The organism is Agrobacterium leguminum (assembly GCF_005144435.2).
GTDB classification, from domain to species: domain Bacteria; phylum Pseudomonadota; class Alphaproteobacteria; order Rhizobiales; family Rhizobiaceae; genus Agrobacterium; species Agrobacterium leguminum.
The window spans coordinates 1,607,501-1,623,024 of sequence record NZ_CP120212.1 but is presented as its reverse complement, the minus strand read 5'-3'; the positions used below and the strand labels follow the sequence as shown (position 1 = coordinate 1,623,024).

General features: G+C 58.5%; 9 protein-coding genes, 1 tRNA gene and 2 rRNA genes. 4 read left to right on the top strand and 8 right to left on the bottom strand.

Annotated features, from left to right (window positions below; translation table 11 throughout):
- Nucleotides 1-83: 83 nt before the first annotated feature.
- Complete coding sequence (locus tag CFBP4996_RS22040; RefSeq protein WP_080853807.1) at nucleotides 84-1,028, top strand: electron transfer flavoprotein subunit alpha/FixB family protein; 945 nt, start codon at nucleotides 84-86, stop codon at nucleotides 1,026-1,028.
- Between the two features lie 380 nt (nucleotides 1,029-1,408).
- Here the strand turns inward: CFBP4996_RS22040 and CFBP4996_RS22035 are convergent, their stop codons facing one another.
- From CFBP4996_RS22035 to CFBP4996_RS22015, 5 genes are all read right to left on the bottom strand, one after another.
- Nucleotides 1,409-2,203, bottom strand: coding sequence for an ATP-dependent metallopeptidase FtsH/Yme1/Tma family protein (locus CFBP4996_RS22035; protein ID WP_233283510.1), 795 nt, complete (start codon nucleotides 2,201-2,203; stop codon nucleotides 1,409-1,411).
- Nucleotides 2,182-4,149 carry an AAA family ATPase gene (locus CFBP4996_RS22030; protein WP_080853817.1) on the bottom strand — a complete coding sequence of 656 codons (1,968 nt, stop codon included), beginning with the start codon at nucleotides 4,147-4,149 and terminating at the stop codon, nucleotides 2,182-2,184. The genes CFBP4996_RS22035 and CFBP4996_RS22030 overlap by 22 nt, the downstream gene beginning before the upstream one ends.
- Nucleotides 4,142-4,684: a hypothetical protein gene (locus CFBP4996_RS22025; RefSeq protein ID WP_080853816.1), complete on the bottom strand. Its 543-nt coding sequence runs from the start codon at nucleotides 4,682-4,684 to the stop codon at nucleotides 4,142-4,144. The genes CFBP4996_RS22030 and CFBP4996_RS22025 overlap by 8 nt, the downstream gene beginning before the upstream one ends.
- 113 nt (nucleotides 4,685-4,797) lie before the next feature.
- Complete coding sequence (locus tag CFBP4996_RS22020; protein ID WP_080853815.1) at nucleotides 4,798-5,856, bottom strand: hypothetical protein; 1,059 nt, start codon at nucleotides 5,854-5,856, stop codon at nucleotides 4,798-4,800.
- 331 nt (nucleotides 5,857-6,187) lie between these two features.
- Nucleotides 6,188-7,366: a hypothetical protein gene (locus CFBP4996_RS22015; protein ID WP_080853814.1), complete on the bottom strand. Its 1,179-nt coding sequence runs from the start codon at nucleotides 7,364-7,366 to the stop codon at nucleotides 6,188-6,190.
- An 849-nt stretch (nucleotides 7,367-8,215) separates the two neighbouring features.
- Between CFBP4996_RS22015 and CFBP4996_RS22010 the strand changes: the two genes are divergently transcribed.
- The 3 genes from CFBP4996_RS22010 (at nucleotide 8,216) to CFBP4996_RS22000 (ending at nucleotide 11,989) form a co-directional block, all read left to right on the top strand.
- Nucleotides 8,216-8,551: a hypothetical protein gene (locus CFBP4996_RS22010; protein WP_080853813.1), complete on the top strand. Its 336-nt coding sequence runs from the start codon at nucleotides 8,216-8,218 to the stop codon at nucleotides 8,549-8,551.
- Nucleotides 8,552-9,188: 637 nt separating this feature from the next.
- The gene (locus CFBP4996_RS22005; RefSeq protein ID WP_080853810.1) at nucleotides 9,189-9,986 is read left to right on the top strand and encodes a hypothetical protein; all 798 of its coding nucleotides are present in this window, start codon (nucleotides 9,189-9,191) and stop codon (nucleotides 9,984-9,986) included.
- Between the two features lie 155 nt (nucleotides 9,987-10,141).
- Nucleotides 10,142-11,989, top strand: a complete 1,848-nt coding sequence (locus tag CFBP4996_RS22000) for a recombinase family protein (RefSeq protein ID WP_137396217.1) — start codon at nucleotides 10,142-10,144, stop codon at nucleotides 11,987-11,989.
- Here CFBP4996_RS22000 and CFBP4996_RS21995 read toward each other — a convergent pair.
- The 3 genes from CFBP4996_RS21995 to CFBP4996_RS21985 form a co-directional block, all read right to left on the bottom strand.
- A tRNA-Met gene (locus tag CFBP4996_RS21995) sits at nucleotides 11,946-12,022 on the bottom strand. The two genes, CFBP4996_RS22000 and CFBP4996_RS21995, sit on opposite strands and share 44 nt — an antisense overlap.
- Before the next feature lie 100 nt (nucleotides 12,023-12,122).
- Nucleotides 12,123-12,237: ribosomal RNA gene (rrf, locus tag CFBP4996_RS21990) — 5S ribosomal RNA — on the bottom strand.
- Nucleotides 12,238-12,627: 390 nt separating this feature from the next.
- Nucleotides 12,628-15,424 (bottom strand): 23S ribosomal RNA (locus CFBP4996_RS21985).
- Nucleotides 15,425-15,524: the final 100 nt, after the last annotated feature.

Below are 15,524 nucleotides of genomic sequence, written 5' to 3'. Positions count from 1 at the left end.
TGTTTTTACGCATTTTCCGGACGTAAAACCGCTGCGCAGTTTTACTGGAAATGCTCCGAGTTTCGGAAAAGGGAGATATTCTCATGACCATTCTTCTTCTGGCAGAACACGACAACGCAACCCTTTCCGACCTGACGGCAAAGACGCTGACGGCGGCAACCCAGATTGCCAAGGGGACGGGAAGCGACGTGCACGTGCTGGTCGCCGGCTCCGGCGCAAAGGGCGCTGCTGACGCAGCCGCGAAACTCTCCGGCGTCTCCAAGGTGCTGCTTGCCGACGACGCCTCCTATGCCAATGCGCTGGCAGAACCGCTGGCGGCGCTGATCGTTTCGCTTAGCCCCTCCTATGATGTCATCATTGCGCCGGCGACGGCATCGGCCAAGAACGTGACGCCGCGCGTTGCGGCCCTTCTCGATGTGGCGCAGGTCTCGGAAATCATCGAGGTCGTCAGCCCTGACACCTTCAAGCGGCCGATCTATGCCGGCAACGCCATCCAGACGGTGCAGGCGAGCGATGCGAAGAAGGTCATCACCGTGCGTCCGACCGCCTTTGCCGCAGCAGGCGAAGCGGGATCGGTCGCCACTGTTATCAGCGTCTCAGTGGCGGCCGATCCAAGCCTTTCCAGCTTCGTTTCCGATGCGCTGGCGTCGTCCGACCGTCCGGAACTGACATCGGCCAAGATCATCATCTCGGGTGGCCGTGCGCTCGGTTCGTCGGAGAAATTCAGGCAAGTCATCCTTCCCGTCGCCGACAAGCTGGGTGCAGCCGTCGGTGCAAGCCGCGCCGCCGTCGATGCCGGTTATGCGCCGAACGACTGGCAGGTGGGCCAGACCGGCAAGGTGGTGGCGCCGCAGCTTTACATCGCGGCGGGCATCTCGGGCGCCATCCAGCATCTGGCCGGCATGAAGGACTCGAAGGTCATCGTCGCCATCAACAAGGATGAAGAAGCGCCGATCTTCCAGGTGGCGGATTACGGTCTCGTCGCAGACCTCTTCGAGGCGCTGCCGCAGCTCAAGAATCTGACCTAAGCTGGTTTCAACTATGAAAATGCTTGTAAACTAATGTTGAGCACGCGAGACGCTTAGAACGTGAGTGCCCGCCTTCTAAGCCAAAGATTAACAATGGCCTCATCGTTCAGCTCGCCACGGTCGAACTGCGTCAGTCATAACCGGATGAGCTTGGCCGAAACGCCTTATGTGCGCTCTGCGTCGCGTCGTCCAATGACGCCGTTTCGGATATAATGGTAAAGCTGCAACCTGAACTGCGTCGATTGCCGTCGATATGGACCTCGGGGCTTCATGAGCCGTCTCCAATTGAGGCCCATAGAGTGTATCAGTTTTTCCGTGTCCGTGGTCCAGCCCGAGGGGTTCACTCAACGCCCCAGGTCATCCTTAAAGCCATGGAAAGGTCAGCACATCAGATCACCGTCTGTCAGGATTTGCAGCACCGCCTCTTCATCCATCGCCTGGGCCTCGAACAACGCCTTGGCGAGGGCATGGAAGGTCGGCCTGCGCCTCCTGAGGATCGCCGCGGCACGATCGAGCGCCGCTTCCAGCCTGGCATGGACACGAGCCGCCAACTCGGTATCACGGTCGAGTACGGCGCCCGGATCGCGATGGGGCCGATAGAGCAGCGGATGTTCGGTTCCGAATCCAAGGGTGCGCTCCATGTCGAAGGCCAGCCGGGTGGCGCGCGCCAGATCGCTGTCGTCGGTACCACCGGACCCGCTGGAGACGCGTTTTAGCACCAGTTGCTCGGCAGCCCTTCCGGCCATCAGCATGGTCAGCATGTTTTCGTACCAACCAAGAGTGTCGGTGGCCCAGACGTGGAAGCCGACGAGATTGTAGCCGCCCTCGCCGGTATCGATATTGAGGCCGCGAACGGGTCCGAGATCAAGCGCATGATGCACGACGGCATGCCCGGCCTCGTGGAAGGCGTAGCGCCAGCGCAGATTGTGCGGCACGGGCGGGCGATGACCGCGGATGCCGTCTTCGATATCCTCATAGCGCATCGCTCGCTTGCCGCGGCGGGCTTTTAGCCGCGCTTCCCGGACGATGCGCTCGATATCCGCACCTGTCAGCCCCATCGCCCGCGTGGCGAGACGCCTGAGGATCGCATCGGCGGAATTACCGTGTTGGGCGGCTGCCGACAATTCCGACGCGTTGGTGTTCTGCTGCTCGGTCATCGGCTGGCTCCTTTCCATTGGTCTTCTTCTTCCTTCAGATGATCGGCAACGATCCTCTTCAGCGAGAATCCATCATCGGCTTCCAAGCGAGTTTCCTGTACTGGCTCCCGGATCAGCGACGTCACATCGTCACCGAGATGATGGGCAAGGATTTCCGCCAGCGTCGGCACATCGGGCTTGAGGATTTCGATATGGGTTTCCAATCGTCCTGATCGTTTGATGGCCTCGTCGATATGGTCAGGGCGGTTGGTGGCGCCGACGATGATCAGCCCTTCGTTTTTGATCGCGCCATCGAGCAGTTCCAGCGCCTTGTTGACGATGGTATTCCAATAGTCGGCATATTCCCACTCGGCCGGCTGCCTTTTGCCGATACCGTCGATCTCGTCGATGAACAGGATCGCCGGCGCCATGGCCCGCGCCTCGACAAAGGTCTTGCTCATCCTGTCGATCACGTCGTTCAGATGTCCGCCCTGCAGCCAGGTCGAGACGGATGTGACGATCAACGGGATTTGCAGGCTGTTGCAGAGCGCACGGGCAAAGGTCGTCTTGCCGGTCCCGGGCGGACCGGACAGCAAAAGCTTGGTGCTCATCTCCGACCAGGAGAGGATGCTCGCCCGATAATCGTCAAGGTCTGCCTTGAGATCGAGCGCCCAGTCCTTCGCCTTGCCATATCCGGATAGCGTTTCGACGGTCATTGGCGGCTTGTGGCCGATCTCACCTGCTGTCGGCAAAGCCTCCGGCTGGATCACTTCGGAGCCCGACGGCTTGTCCTTCTTCCAGCGACCGTTGTTTTCGGTGTCGGACGATTTCGGCTTTTCGTGCGAGCCTTGGGGTTTCTCGGTGGATGTGCTGGACGATGCCGATGCGGATGTCTTGTCGCCACCACCGCCCTCCTCTTCCTCAAAGTCACTGCGATTGCGCTCAATGAGCACTGCAAGGACATGCAGCACGTCGTGAACATGCCGCCCTGGACGGAAGGCAAGAACCAGATCCTCGAGCGACAGCCAGCGCGCATCGGAATCCGACGGCAGACCGAGCGTCTCGATTGCCGTGTCCGGATAAAGCACCTCGACCAGATCGGCAACAAACCTGCGGTCGAGCTTTCCCGTTTCCAGTGACAGGTCGGCGGCGATCTGCAGCAACGAGGGAATGTCCGACCGTTTTTCCGCGATGGCGAGGACGGACAGGTCGCGGGACAGCGCGCTGAGCATCCGCCGGCGCAGGGCATTGCCCGTGACACGATGCACGCCCGCGCCCGAGAAGGTCATCAGGCGCCTGCGTGTCTCAGCTTCGAGGACATCGAAGTGATCGTCATTGAACATGTGATCCGACTCGATGACTGCGAACGGGCCGCCGGGCACCAGCCGGGATTTTTCAAGGAGCCGCAGCACTTGCCCCTCGAAGCCTGCAAGTGGCGCATGGAGGGTGACGACCGGTGTCACACGGGTCAGCGTATAGACGATCTCCCGAAGCGATCGTCCGCTCCTTTGCACCGCTCGCGCCAGAACCAGGGCGGACACGATGTGACTGACCAGTGGCTGAGCGGCTGCCCGATCCACCAGGCCGACAGCATAGGCCCGCCGATCGATACCGTTGCTCAGCAACGCGTCCTCTCCGTTTGCGCCATGACGCACCCGAGGGATGTTCACGAGTTGCGAGGCGAACGGCGGATGAACGGTCCCGGCGGTCACGACACCATCGCCACCGGAACCCGGCCCCGGATTGCCGGTCTCTTTCGATGGGATAAGCCAATCACCAAAATTCCGCCGGAACCAAGTATCGTCACGGATCGGATCGCCGGTCAGTCGTGTCGTGTCAAAGGCTGGACTGTAGCGGCAGGTGAGATGACCATCGACATCGACGATCTTGCTTTCCAGCAGGCCGTTGCGCAGAGCGATCCGGCGCGCCTCGCGGCGGGCAAGATGACGAAGGCGGCGAACAAGCAGTCGGGCGAGCTTATCCATCAGTCCGGCCTCCCGTCTCCGCGGCAATAATTGCCGTTTGGGCGTTCTGCACCGGATCGCGCCGACGCGGCCGACCACGCCGCCGCCCGTCAATGCCACCGGGATTCGGGATCCGCGCCAACACACGGTCGCGCGGCGAACGACGTGGCGGATGCGCGTCAGCCGACGAACCGGTCGAGCCAGACAGGCTCAGGTGTTCGCTCCGGGACCGATCGAGATCCCGGTTGCGGCTTCGCAGCCAGTCGAGCATCAGGCGGCATGCGGCATTGCCGCTGTCGGCAGTAGCGCGCAACCGCTGCATCAGAGGCTCAGGAACAAGGCCATCCAGCAAAGGACCTTGCCGGACGCAGGCAAGCGCTAACCCGATCAGAACGGCGGGATCGTCGCGGTTGGTCGAACCGTGGCTAAGGTCGGCGGATTGAATATGAGGGAGATTCGCAGACTTGCTGCGAAGGCAGGGCGACGCGATGGTATCGGTCGTGACCGCTTCGCAGAGGAAGCCGGTCACAGTCGGGCTATGGGTATCGATGGACATGACTGTCTCCTCGCCGGAGCGCATCGCATCCGGCGTTCGTGGAATGGAGGATGAGGGAAGCCGGCCACGCGCTTCAGGCGCGGCCGCGGCTGAGCCGTTGGGCTAGCGGCTCGTCAGTGCCGACGCGGACGGCGGGCGAAGCCGACCCGGATGCGGGCGGGCTCCGGTTCGTCGTCGAAGCAGCCGAGATCGTAATGGCCATCATCCTCGTCCGGCGCGCCCATCGCCTGCTCTTCCTCGAAAGTGCGGGCCGGACCGTTCAGAGCGATCAGCCGGTTTGCGATAATGGCAGCGGCGGGCGCCGTATCCGGTTTGGCCATTGCCACCACACCCAGTGCCTTACGGGCTTCCGCCTCAAGAAGCTGCTGCACGCGGCGGCCGAAGCGCAGACGCAGTTCTGCCATGCAGGCCGCAACTCCGTCGATCTCGAGCAGGTCGTCGATCTCCGACAGAGCCCAGATGCCGGTGGCATGATCGCTCGGGCGGCTGGCGCCATCGACGATGGCAACCTCGACCGTGTCGATCATGAGCCGCTTGTGGTTCTTGTAGAGCCAGTCCGGCAACACCATTGCCGAGGCCATCATCTTCATCTTCAGCTCTTCGAGACGGCTGGTGTCGCCGTAAGAGGCGAGCGAACGCTTGACGTCGAGAATGTAGGCCAGGTGCTTTGTCCGGTTCACCACGATCAGGTCGGGCGTATAGCTGCCTTTGGCCGGCGCCTCGCAGTCAAGCTTGATCCCATCGAGGCTCGACCAGTCGTTGCCGGAGACGGCTTCGAGCGCCGCCTTGACCAGCGGAAGCTTGAGCGACTGCGTCAAGACAACAATGTTGGGATTGGCCTTCGCCAGTCGCTCGACCGCCTGCTCAAGCAGCTTGCCTTCACGGAACGAGACGGCGCGCACGAGCGAGGCGATGTGAACGTAGTGGCCGAGGATTTCGTCCTCGACGGGTTCGCCGTCGGCGATGGCGGCAATGGCGCGATCGATCAGCAGATCGAGATCAGCTTCCACTTCGGCGAAGCGAACGATATGCGGATGGCGGCGCAACGCGGGCGGCTCGCCAAGGCCGGTCCGGGCACCAGCACCGAATGAGCGGTGGGAGAACATCGATGCCATTGCGGCGGACGAACGGAGAACTTCCCCTGTGGGGGTCATAGAGGTAAACGTGGTCATAGCCCGATTCCTTTTCGCGAAGGCTGAGGGTCAGGCCCTTGTCGATGTTGGTAGCATCGGCTTGGGCCGTTTTGTGTCCGGTCTTCCGAACGCCCCCAACCTGGCAGGACCGGGAGCCGGGCTCAAGGACCCGGGAGAGCAAAAAGGAACAAAGCCGGTACATAGTTAACGCCGGGCTCACAACGTCCAGGCCGATCAACGCTTCCGGTGATCGCAACGGTCGGCCTCAGCGTTTCACTCGCCATCATCAGGCAAAAGGAAAAGGGCCGACATGCGGCCCTTCCGAGTTTGGCGGGAAGGCCGGTCGCCCGGCCCTCGTGCAACTTGCATCTTAAGGCGTGACGGCTGGCGCGAGTTCAGCCTCGACAACGCTGTCATCGGCAAGCGCCGGCACCTTGGCAAACTGCTTGCGGTTTCGCGGCGCCTCACGGCTGACCGTCATGAAGCCGCCGGTCGCCTCCTCCAGCGCCGCGCCGAACCGATCGATCACCTCATCCGGGACATCGGCATCATCAGAGACCTCGTCCGACATTACCGGCTCGGCATCGTGATGATCGCCGACGCTGTCCGCTTCTGCCGGAACCGCCGGTTCGGAAGCCGGAGCAGTTGGCGCCGCAAGCGGCCATTCCGGCTTCCGCTCCTTTGACACCGCCCAACCGAGCACCGGAAGGACATGCAGCGCAAGCCAGTCACGCATGTCTTTCGACTTCGGCCAGCCATCAACACCATCCAATGTATAGAGCGTATCGTTGACCTCGGCCCAGCCGGTCTTCTTCGGGAACTTGGTCGGCCGAGTGTTGCGGCCATAATCGAGCTCCGGCTCGATGAACAGCGCCAGGCTTTCGAGTTCCTGACGCGCGACGCGGGCGATGTCCTGGATTTCCTTCGCCAGCGCCTCCTTGATCACGCGGCTTCTGCTGAGCGCGGCCTCGACCGCCTTGCAGATCGTGACAACGTGCTCAATGAACGCCTTCAATCCATCGCGGATCTTGGCCGCAATCAATACTTTCAGTCCGCCAACACCGCCGGTCGAGAACTGATCGTCCTTCTCGGCCTTGTCGCCACTCTCCTCGCCACCGGCAAGAATGGCCTTCACGTCGGCAACCTGAAGGCGCCCGTTCTCCTCGGCAAAGGCAATGGCCGCCGTGATCTGGTCGGTCGTTGCCGAACTCAGATGGAACAGCGCTGTTGCCCCGACCGAGAGATCGACCAGTTCGTCGCGAACATGGCCGAGGTTGCGGAACACCGCCATATAATTGCGACCGCTGCGCGCGGAGAGGCCGCAGCGCATCTTTACCCATTTGTCGAATCGGCCATCAGCCAGCAGGTCCGCGGCTTTCGCCAGATGATCGCCGAGTTCGAAAGTCTGCTCGGTGGTGCGGCGCCCGAGGTCGAAGATATGAGCCGCGCTGCTTTCGAGCAGATCGCGCGTCGTGTGCCCGATCCCCTCTTCTTCATAGTTATAGGAGAAGGCGGCGGTCGCAGTGGTCTTGGTATTTCTGGTGCGCATGGAAGTCTCCGTGTGACGCGTTAACAATGTATCCGACGAACAACGCATCGGATGACTATATGATTGCGCCAATACGGACGTAATGCAAATTCAAGTAAAACATATTTAAAGTATATAGTTGATTATAATCTTTATTTATCCGCGGTTTTTAGCAGACATATTCAACGATATACGACATATTAATCAATAAACATCGAGATATATGATAATTATAAAATTTTTTCACTTCATGATCGATTGGTATTATTTCACGGCAAAATCCAAAACCCAAGCCGGATAGGCGACCTCGCACATTTAAGGCCTTCACGAAGTAGTTTGGCCGTCACGGAAACACGCGACGAAGTAAACACGAAGCCAGCGTCTCGCCGTCTAAGAGCGACGCTCGATTTCCATCCGAAGATGGCACATTCCGCGCGAACGGCTGGGACATATGACATGCGGCCTCGCGGATGAACCGACCGGGAAGGTTTCGGTTCGCCGCCTCATATTCCGGAGTGGAGATGGTCCTGCAGGCGCAAGCGCGACAGGAAGCCGCTTGTGACTTCCCTCAGCTTGCCCACAGGTCATTTCAAAGTGTCCGCACGTCGAGACAAATTGCGATCATTTGATTCAAGGTCCGATATTTTTGATTCCAAACGCTGGTCATTTGATTCACGTCCGCCGTTTGTCCCTCGCCAGCTTATCTCGACCTGTCTCAACGTGCCCGCAATTGATCTCAAATTGCGCTCATTTGATTCAGAACCCAAAAAAAACGATTCATAAACCGGGATTTCCGATTCCATGCAAACGGCGTTGCAGTAGTGACAACGGTCTGGCATCGGTAGCCAGAGACCTGACGGGGAAGAGTGCATGCCAGCGAAGTCCGAGGAGATCCGCAACAGTAAACAGCGCGAGCGACAGCAGAAGCTGCGTGATGCCGACAAAAAGGCCAAGCGCCCCGGACGCGACGATGTGGCCCGAACGGCGCTGTTCATGGCGATCTCCGCCATGGCTGCCGAGGGAGCAACGGAAACGCTGGGAAAGTTTAAAAAACGGGTGGTCAGGATGCTGGTCAAGCAGGGCTTCGACGAGCATGAATCCCTCACCGTCTTCGATGGGCTTGTTGAGAAGTACCGGGATGGCGACTGGCCCTTCCGCCGCAAGCCCCATCTGCTTTATCCTGACGGTGCCGACGAGGGCGCCTGAGCGGTTTCGTCCACCTGCCTACGATCCCCGTCCTGCTCACCTTGCGCTGCCACTGGAACACCTAACGGCGTTTGCAATCTCTACGACACCTCCCCCCATTACTCGGTTAAACGCCGTTTATCCTGAATCGGATTTCCAGAGTGCTGGGGGGCCGATCATCCAAGATCGACTCATCAGCATCCATCCAATTCGCTAAAATGCTATCGATTTGATTAAGCCCTGGTCAGCCAGGTTTTCAAATATTCCTGAAGCCTGCAAGGTCACTGCATTGATTTCACAAGGGGTATGGATAATGTCGCCGACGGCTGAGGTAAACGCCTCGGCCGGAATGCGCACCAGCGGAAGCCCTTGCATGGCGGAAACTGGTTTTCTGATTGGCTTTTTGCTAACCGGGACAATCTTGCAAGGGAGGACTCCTGGCGCGCTCGTGACACCGATGATCGAGTGACGTACCGATTTTTACAGAGGCTCTGGCCGGTGCGGACCGTCCTGCAGAGCATTGCCCAGCCTGGGTCACCTTATCCGTGTGGTGGCTTTCAGGCACAAAGAGATGGGATCGAGGGCGAACGGACGCCTGAAGGATCCAGAGTGGTGAGCGCATTCCTTCAACTCCACCCTGGATACGAAGGATCCGAACGTGCCCAACATCATCGACCTCCCGTCCGCACTCGGTGCGACCAAGACCCACCACCTCCACGACGTCGATAACGACACCAAATGCCGGCTGCATTCCGGCACAGTAGCTATGGCCTCCATCACGGGTGAGCCGATGTCCCGCGTCCGGGATGCCGTGCGCCTCAACCGTCATGGCGCTGGCTGGGTAGACCGTCGTCGCGCTCCCGCGATCACGAAGACGCACGACGACGAGATCGAGAGCACCCTGCGATTGCTGGGCTATGCAGGCGAATGGCACGACATCAAAGGTCGTCCGACCCTTGCGGCATACCTCAAAGCCCGCACGGGCATCCAGCAAAGCCACCCTTGCGTCGTGTTTATGAACAACCACCGCGTCGCGATCAGTGGCGAGCTTTTTTGCGATGTGACCAATAACGGCCTTATGGTCGATATCGACCGGGCACCCTGGCGTCGCAAGCAGGTGCATCGTGTGTTCGTCCTCACCCACCGTATCCCCGCGACGCCCATCCCGTCGAAGACCCCGTCCCGCGTCCAGCCGGCGCACCTGACGGCCGAACATAAACGCCGGATCAAGGAACTGGATCGACTGTTTCGCGAAGCCGTCAAGGCGGAGACGGGCGCGACGCGGATCAAGGTGACCTCCACCGAAGTCTTCATCATTCGCCCCGCCGACACCGGCTGGACCTGGTGCGGCGCGCGCGATGGCGTCGTGGACAGCCTTCTCAAGCTTCAGGAGCATGGCTGGATTGGCGGCAACACCGATGCGGCCGCGGCCTACCGCGCCACGATGGGTTACTGACCAGCGCTCAGGAGCAGCACTTCATCGGCGGCAATTATTGCCGCCGGCACCCCCACGCCTGCCGGGCCATGATGACCCGGCATCGCGACGGGGCTCTCAAGTCCCCCGCCGCCGGTTACCATGTCCCTAATTTCATCTCGATATAAGAGACCACGATGACCAAGACTGTCCTGTTTTATGCCCGCTACTCCACCGACCGCCAGAACGAAGTGTCGATCGAAACGCAGATCGAACTCGGCAAGACGTTTGTCGCCGACAGGGGCTGGAAGCTGGTCGAGACCTATGCCGACTCCGCAATCAGCGGAACCTCCTTCACATCGCGTCCCGGCATCCAGCAACTACTGGCGCATGTAAAGCGCGAGCGGATCGATGTCGTGCTCTGTGTCACCGTCGATCGCCTCTCCCGCGATGTCGAGCATAGCTCAAAAATCCTCAAGGAACTCAGCTACCACGACACGGCGATCTGGACCGTCCAGGCCGGGCAGGAGATCAGTCATATCGAACTGCATATGCGCTCCACGCTCAGTCACGAACTGGTCGAGCAAGGTCGCTTCCGCACACGAGAAGGCATGAAGACAGCGGCGCGCAAGGGCACTGCAACGACCCGCCTCTCCTACGGCTACCGCCTCGGCCAGCAGCGCGACGCCAACGGCGACCGTATCAGGGGCCTGCGAGAGATCGACCCTGCCCAGGCAGAGATCGTGCGCTGGATCTTCGAGCAATATGCAAATGGCGTCAGTCCCGCGGCGATCGCCGCGAGCCTCAATGCGCGCCATATCCCTGCACCGCAGCACAAGTACTGGCGCGACGACACGATCCGTGGTGACGGCAAGCGGCAGGCCGGCATCCTCCACAACGAACTCTATGTCGGCCGCATCGTCTGGAACAAGCAGAATTACCGCAAGAACCCCGAGACCGAACGGCGCACCGCCCGCCTCAACGACAAAAGCGAATGGGTCGTGACGGAAGTGCCGTCCATGCGCATTATCAGCGACGAACTCTGGGCGCGTGTAAAAGAAAGGCAACTGACGACACTCGAGAACTTTTCCCGGACGACCACCAATCCGCTGAACAGGACACACCGGCCGAGCTACCTGCTGAGCGGAATGCTGGAGTGCGCCGAATGCGGTGGTTCCTACGCCATCATGGCCAAGGAACGCTACGGCTGCTCCAACCACAAGAACAAGCTGCCAATCGAAGCACTCGATGGTGCCTGCTGCTCCAACCAGAAGACCATTCTCCGCAAGAACCTCGAGGATCGGGTTCTGTCCTGCCTCCCCGCCGCCTTCTTCGGCATGGGCGTATTCGACGATGTCGCCGGACAGGCTCGCCGCAACATCACAGCGTCCGTCAAGAATGAACCCGACGAGCGCCAGCGCATTTCCGGGGAATTGAAGGCTGCCGAACAGGAACAGCGCCAGATCATTCAGCAGATCAGCGATCGTGCCGCCGAGGGCCGCCCGCGTCTTGCCACCCTTGATGACATGCTCGACACACTCGAGGAGCGTCGGGCCGGCCTTGAAGCGCGCCTGAAGCAAACGCCGGCGAAGGAAGATTTCGGGGAGAAGCTCAGGAAGCTGAAGGCGGAGGTCAGTCCTGAAGCTGTCGAGCTGGTCATCAATTCGGCCTTCTATTACCTGCGCGAGCACGCCGATACCGAGACGAAGCAGCCCTTCATCAACCTCGTGCGCCAGTTCATTCAGAAGGTGGTGATCGGCAAGACCCCTGGCCACCAGCCGGCATCCCTCGAAGTCCATGGCCGGATTGCCAGCATCCTCGCGGCGATGGAGGCAGCAACGATTCTCGAGAAGCAGTTCGAGGCACTGAAGCAGCACGACTATCTGGAGAAGCTTCGCGCCGGTGAACTCGACACAGAGCAGAAACGCAAAAAGCTCCTCGACGCTTACGCGGAGGAGCTTTCTGTTAAGCGACTTGAATGGCAAAATATTCAAGTTTCAGTGGTTGCGGGGGCAGGATTTGAACCTGCGGCCTTCAGGTTATGAGCCTGACGAGCTACCGGGCTGCTCCACCCCGCGTTGATGGTTTTATTATAGCATAAAGGCCGCTGTTGCGGCCTTTTGATTTGGGCTTTGTGCCCCTTTTGTGATTGAGAAGATTTTGTGTTGCGTTTTGCAGACCTGGCAGCGACCTACTCTCCCGCGTCTTGAGACGAAGTACCATTGGCGCTGGGGCGTTTCACGGCCGTGTTCGGAATGGGAACGGGTGCAGCCGCCCCGCGATAACCACCAGGTCGGCAAAACGCAACATATGATCCATGCGTTTCGCATGGATCATATGATTGCTTGTTTATTGGTGTACCTTATCCTGTTCGCTTGACGCTCACAGGGGACACCAATTGGCCATACGGTCACCTCGCATATGAGGCAACGTCTGATCCAAGCGATCACAGACCATGTTTTCACATGGAAACTGTTGTTTCGAGAAGCTGGAGAGCTGAACGCTCTATTTAATTTACACGTCTTTCTGTGACCTGTCGGTATTCCACCTTTGCTCAACAATGAGCATGGCAGCCATACAGACCAGAGGTCGTCGCGCCCTGTGGCGCGGCCCGTCCGGAGCCCTTCGGGCGTCAGGACAGAACAGATCATCAAGCTTGGCTTGATGAACATATTCAATGGGAACGAAGAAGTCGATCGAGCTATTAGTAACGGTAAGCTTCACACATTGCTGTGCTTCCACACCCGTCCTATCAACGTGGTCGTCTTCCACGGCTCTGATAGGGAACACTCGTTTTCAGGTTGGTTTCCCGCTTAGATGCCTTCAGCGGTTATCCATTCCGTATATAGCTACTCTGCTATGCCCTTGGCAGGACAACAGATCCACCAGAGATACGTCCATCCCGGTCCTCTCGTACTAGGGACAGATCCTGTCAATATTCCTACACCCACGGCAGATAGGGACCGAACTGTCTCACGACGTTCTGAACCCAACTCACGTACCGCTTTAAATGGCGAACAGCCATACCCTTGGGACCTGCTCCAGCCCCAGGATGCGATGAGTCGACATCGAGGTGCCAAACAACCCCGTCGATATGGACTCTTGGGGGTCATCAGCCTGTTATCCCCGGCGTACCTTTTATCCGTTGAGCGATGGCCCTTCCACACGGGACCACCGGATCACTATGACCGACTTTCGTCTCTGCTCGACTTGTCAGTCTCGCAGTCAGGCTAGCTTATGCCATTGCACTCGACGACCGATTTCCGACCGGTCTGAGCTAACCATCGCGCGCCTCCGTTACTCTTTCGGAGGCGACCGCCCCAGTCAAACTACCCACCATACACTGTCCCGGATCCGGATAACGGACCGCGGTTAGACATCCACGAAGATAAGGGTGGTATTTCAAGGATGGCTCCACAGAAACTGGCGTCCCTGCTTCAAAGCCTACCACCTATCCTACACATGCCTTGGCGAATGCCAGTGTAAAGCTATAGTAAAGGTGCACGGGGTCTTTCCGTCTGACCGCAGGAACCCCGCATCTTCACGGGGAATTCAATTTCACTGAGTCTATGTTGGAGACAGCGGGGAAGTCGTTACGCCATTCGTGCAGGTCGGAACTTACCCGACAAGGAATTTCGCTACCTTAGGACCGTTATAGTTACGGCCGCCGTTTACTGGGGCTTCAGTTCAGAGCTTGCACCCCTCCCTTTAACCTTCCAGCACCGGGCAGGCGTCAGACCCTATACGTCGTATTGCTACTTCGCAGAGCCCTGTGTTTTTGATAAACAGTCGCTACCCCCTGGTCTGTGCCACCCCATCATACTTGCGTACAAAAGGGTCACGCTTCTTCCGAAGTTACGCGTGCAATTTGCCGAGTTCCTTCAACATAGTTCTCTCAAGCGCCTTGGTATACTCTACCTGACCACCTGTGTCGGTTTCGGGTACGGTCTATACGGTGGAGCTATTTCCTGGAACCTCTTCGCCGCCCAACCAATCCAATAAGGTTGAACAACACACGAGATCCGTCACTACCACCAGGCCCACGAATATTAACGTGGTTCCCATCGACTACGCGTGTCCGCCTCGTCTTAGGGGCCGGCTAACCCTGCTCAGATTAACTTTAAGCAGGAACCCTTGGTCTTTCGGCGAGGGAGTCTCTCACTCCCTTTATCGTTACTCATGTCAACATTCGCACTTCCGATATCTCCAGCAGCCCTCACGGGTCCGCCTTCACAGACTTACGGAACGCTCCGCTACCACTTGCACAAAGTGCAAATCCTCAGCTTCGGTGCATGGCTTTAGCCCCGTTACATTTTCGGCGCAAAGACCCTTATTTAGACCAGTGAGCTGTTACGCTTTCTTTAAATGATGGCTGCTTCTAAGCCAACATCCTGGTTGTTTTGGGATCCTCACATCCTTTCCCACTTAGCCATGACTTGGGGACCTTAGCTGGAGGTCAGGGTTGTTGCCCTTTTCACGACGGACGTTAGCACCCGCCGTGTGTCTGCCGACTAGTACTCCTCGGTATTCGGAGTTTGGTTAGGATCAGTAAGACGGTGAGTCCCCATAGCCCATCCAGTGCTCTACCCCCGAGGGTATTCGGTCGACGCTCTACCTAAATAGATTTCGCGGAGAACCAGCTATTTCCGAGTTTGATTGGCCTTTCACCCCTAGCCACAAGTCATCCCGAACTATTGCAACAGTTATGGGTTCGGCCCTCCAGTTGGTGTTACCCAACCTTCAGCCTGCTCATGGCTAGATCACTCGGTTTCGGGTCTAATGCAACTAACTCAATCGCCCTATTCAGACTCGCTTTCGCTGCGCCTACACCTACCGGCTTAAGCTTGCTAGTTACACTAAGTCGTTGACCCATTATACAAAAGGTACGCCGTCACCCTTGCGGGCTCCGACTGTTTGTAGGCATCCGGTTTCAGGTTCTATTTCACTCCCCTCGTCGGGGTGCTTTTCACCTTTCCCTCACGGTACTTGTTCGCTATCGGTCATGCACGAGTACTTAGGCTTGGAGAGTGGTCTCCCCATGTTCAGACAGGATTTCACGTGTCCCGCCCTACTCAAGGACAATGACTGTTCTACGCGTAAGGGGCTATCACCCTCTATGGCCGACTTTTCCAAATCGTTCCGCTTTATTCATCATTGCCACTGGCCTGGTCCGCGTTCGCTCGCCACTACTTGCGGAGTCTCGGTTGATGTCCTTTCCTGCAGGTACTTAGATGTTTCAGTTCCCTGCGTTCGCTTCTTACCCCTATGTATTCGAAAGTAAGATACCTTATCACAATGCTTGGAAACCCAAGCCGTCGAAGACGGTTTGGATTTTCCAAGCATTTAAGGTGGGTTGCCCCATTCGGAGATCCATGGATCAAAGCTTATTCGCAGCTCCCCACGGCTTTTCGCAGCGTATCACGTCCTTCTTCGCCTGTGCATGCCAAGGCATCCACCAAATGCCCTTAATTCACTTCTTCGTTCTCATTGTCTATGCTCATCCATAGCCGTTCCAAAGGAACGGCAACCTGATTACCTTTTACAATCAAGTCAGTTCATGATGACATCGACGTGTCGGTA

Excerpts from the sequence above, each read along its gene's own strand:
- CFBP4996_RS22040 (WP_080853807.1), top strand. The coding sequence starts at position 84 with ATGACCATTCTTCTTCTGGCAGAACACGACAACGCAACCCTTTCCGAC.
- CFBP4996_RS22035 (WP_233283510.1), bottom strand. The coding sequence starts at position 2,203 with ATGGAAAGGAGCCAGCCGATGACCGAGCAGCAGAACACCAACGCGTCG.
- CFBP4996_RS22030 (WP_080853817.1), bottom strand. The coding sequence starts at position 4,149 with ATGGATAAGCTCGCCCGACTGCTTGTTCGCCGCCTTCGTCATCTTGCC.
- CFBP4996_RS22025 (WP_080853816.1), bottom strand. The coding sequence starts at position 4,684 with ATGTCCATCGATACCCATAGCCCGACTGTGACCGGCTTCCTCTGCGAA.
- CFBP4996_RS22020 (WP_080853815.1), bottom strand. The coding sequence starts at position 5,856 with ATGACCACGTTTACCTCTATGACCCCCACAGGGGAAGTTCTCCGTTCG.
- CFBP4996_RS22015 (WP_080853814.1), bottom strand. The coding sequence starts at position 7,366 with ATGCGCACCAGAAATACCAAGACCACTGCGACCGCCGCCTTCTCCTAT.
- CFBP4996_RS22010 (WP_080853813.1), top strand. The coding sequence starts at position 8,216 with ATGCCAGCGAAGTCCGAGGAGATCCGCAACAGTAAACAGCGCGAGCGA.
- CFBP4996_RS22000 (WP_137396217.1), top strand. The coding sequence starts at position 10,142 with ATGACCAAGACTGTCCTGTTTTATGCCCGCTACTCCACCGACCGCCAG.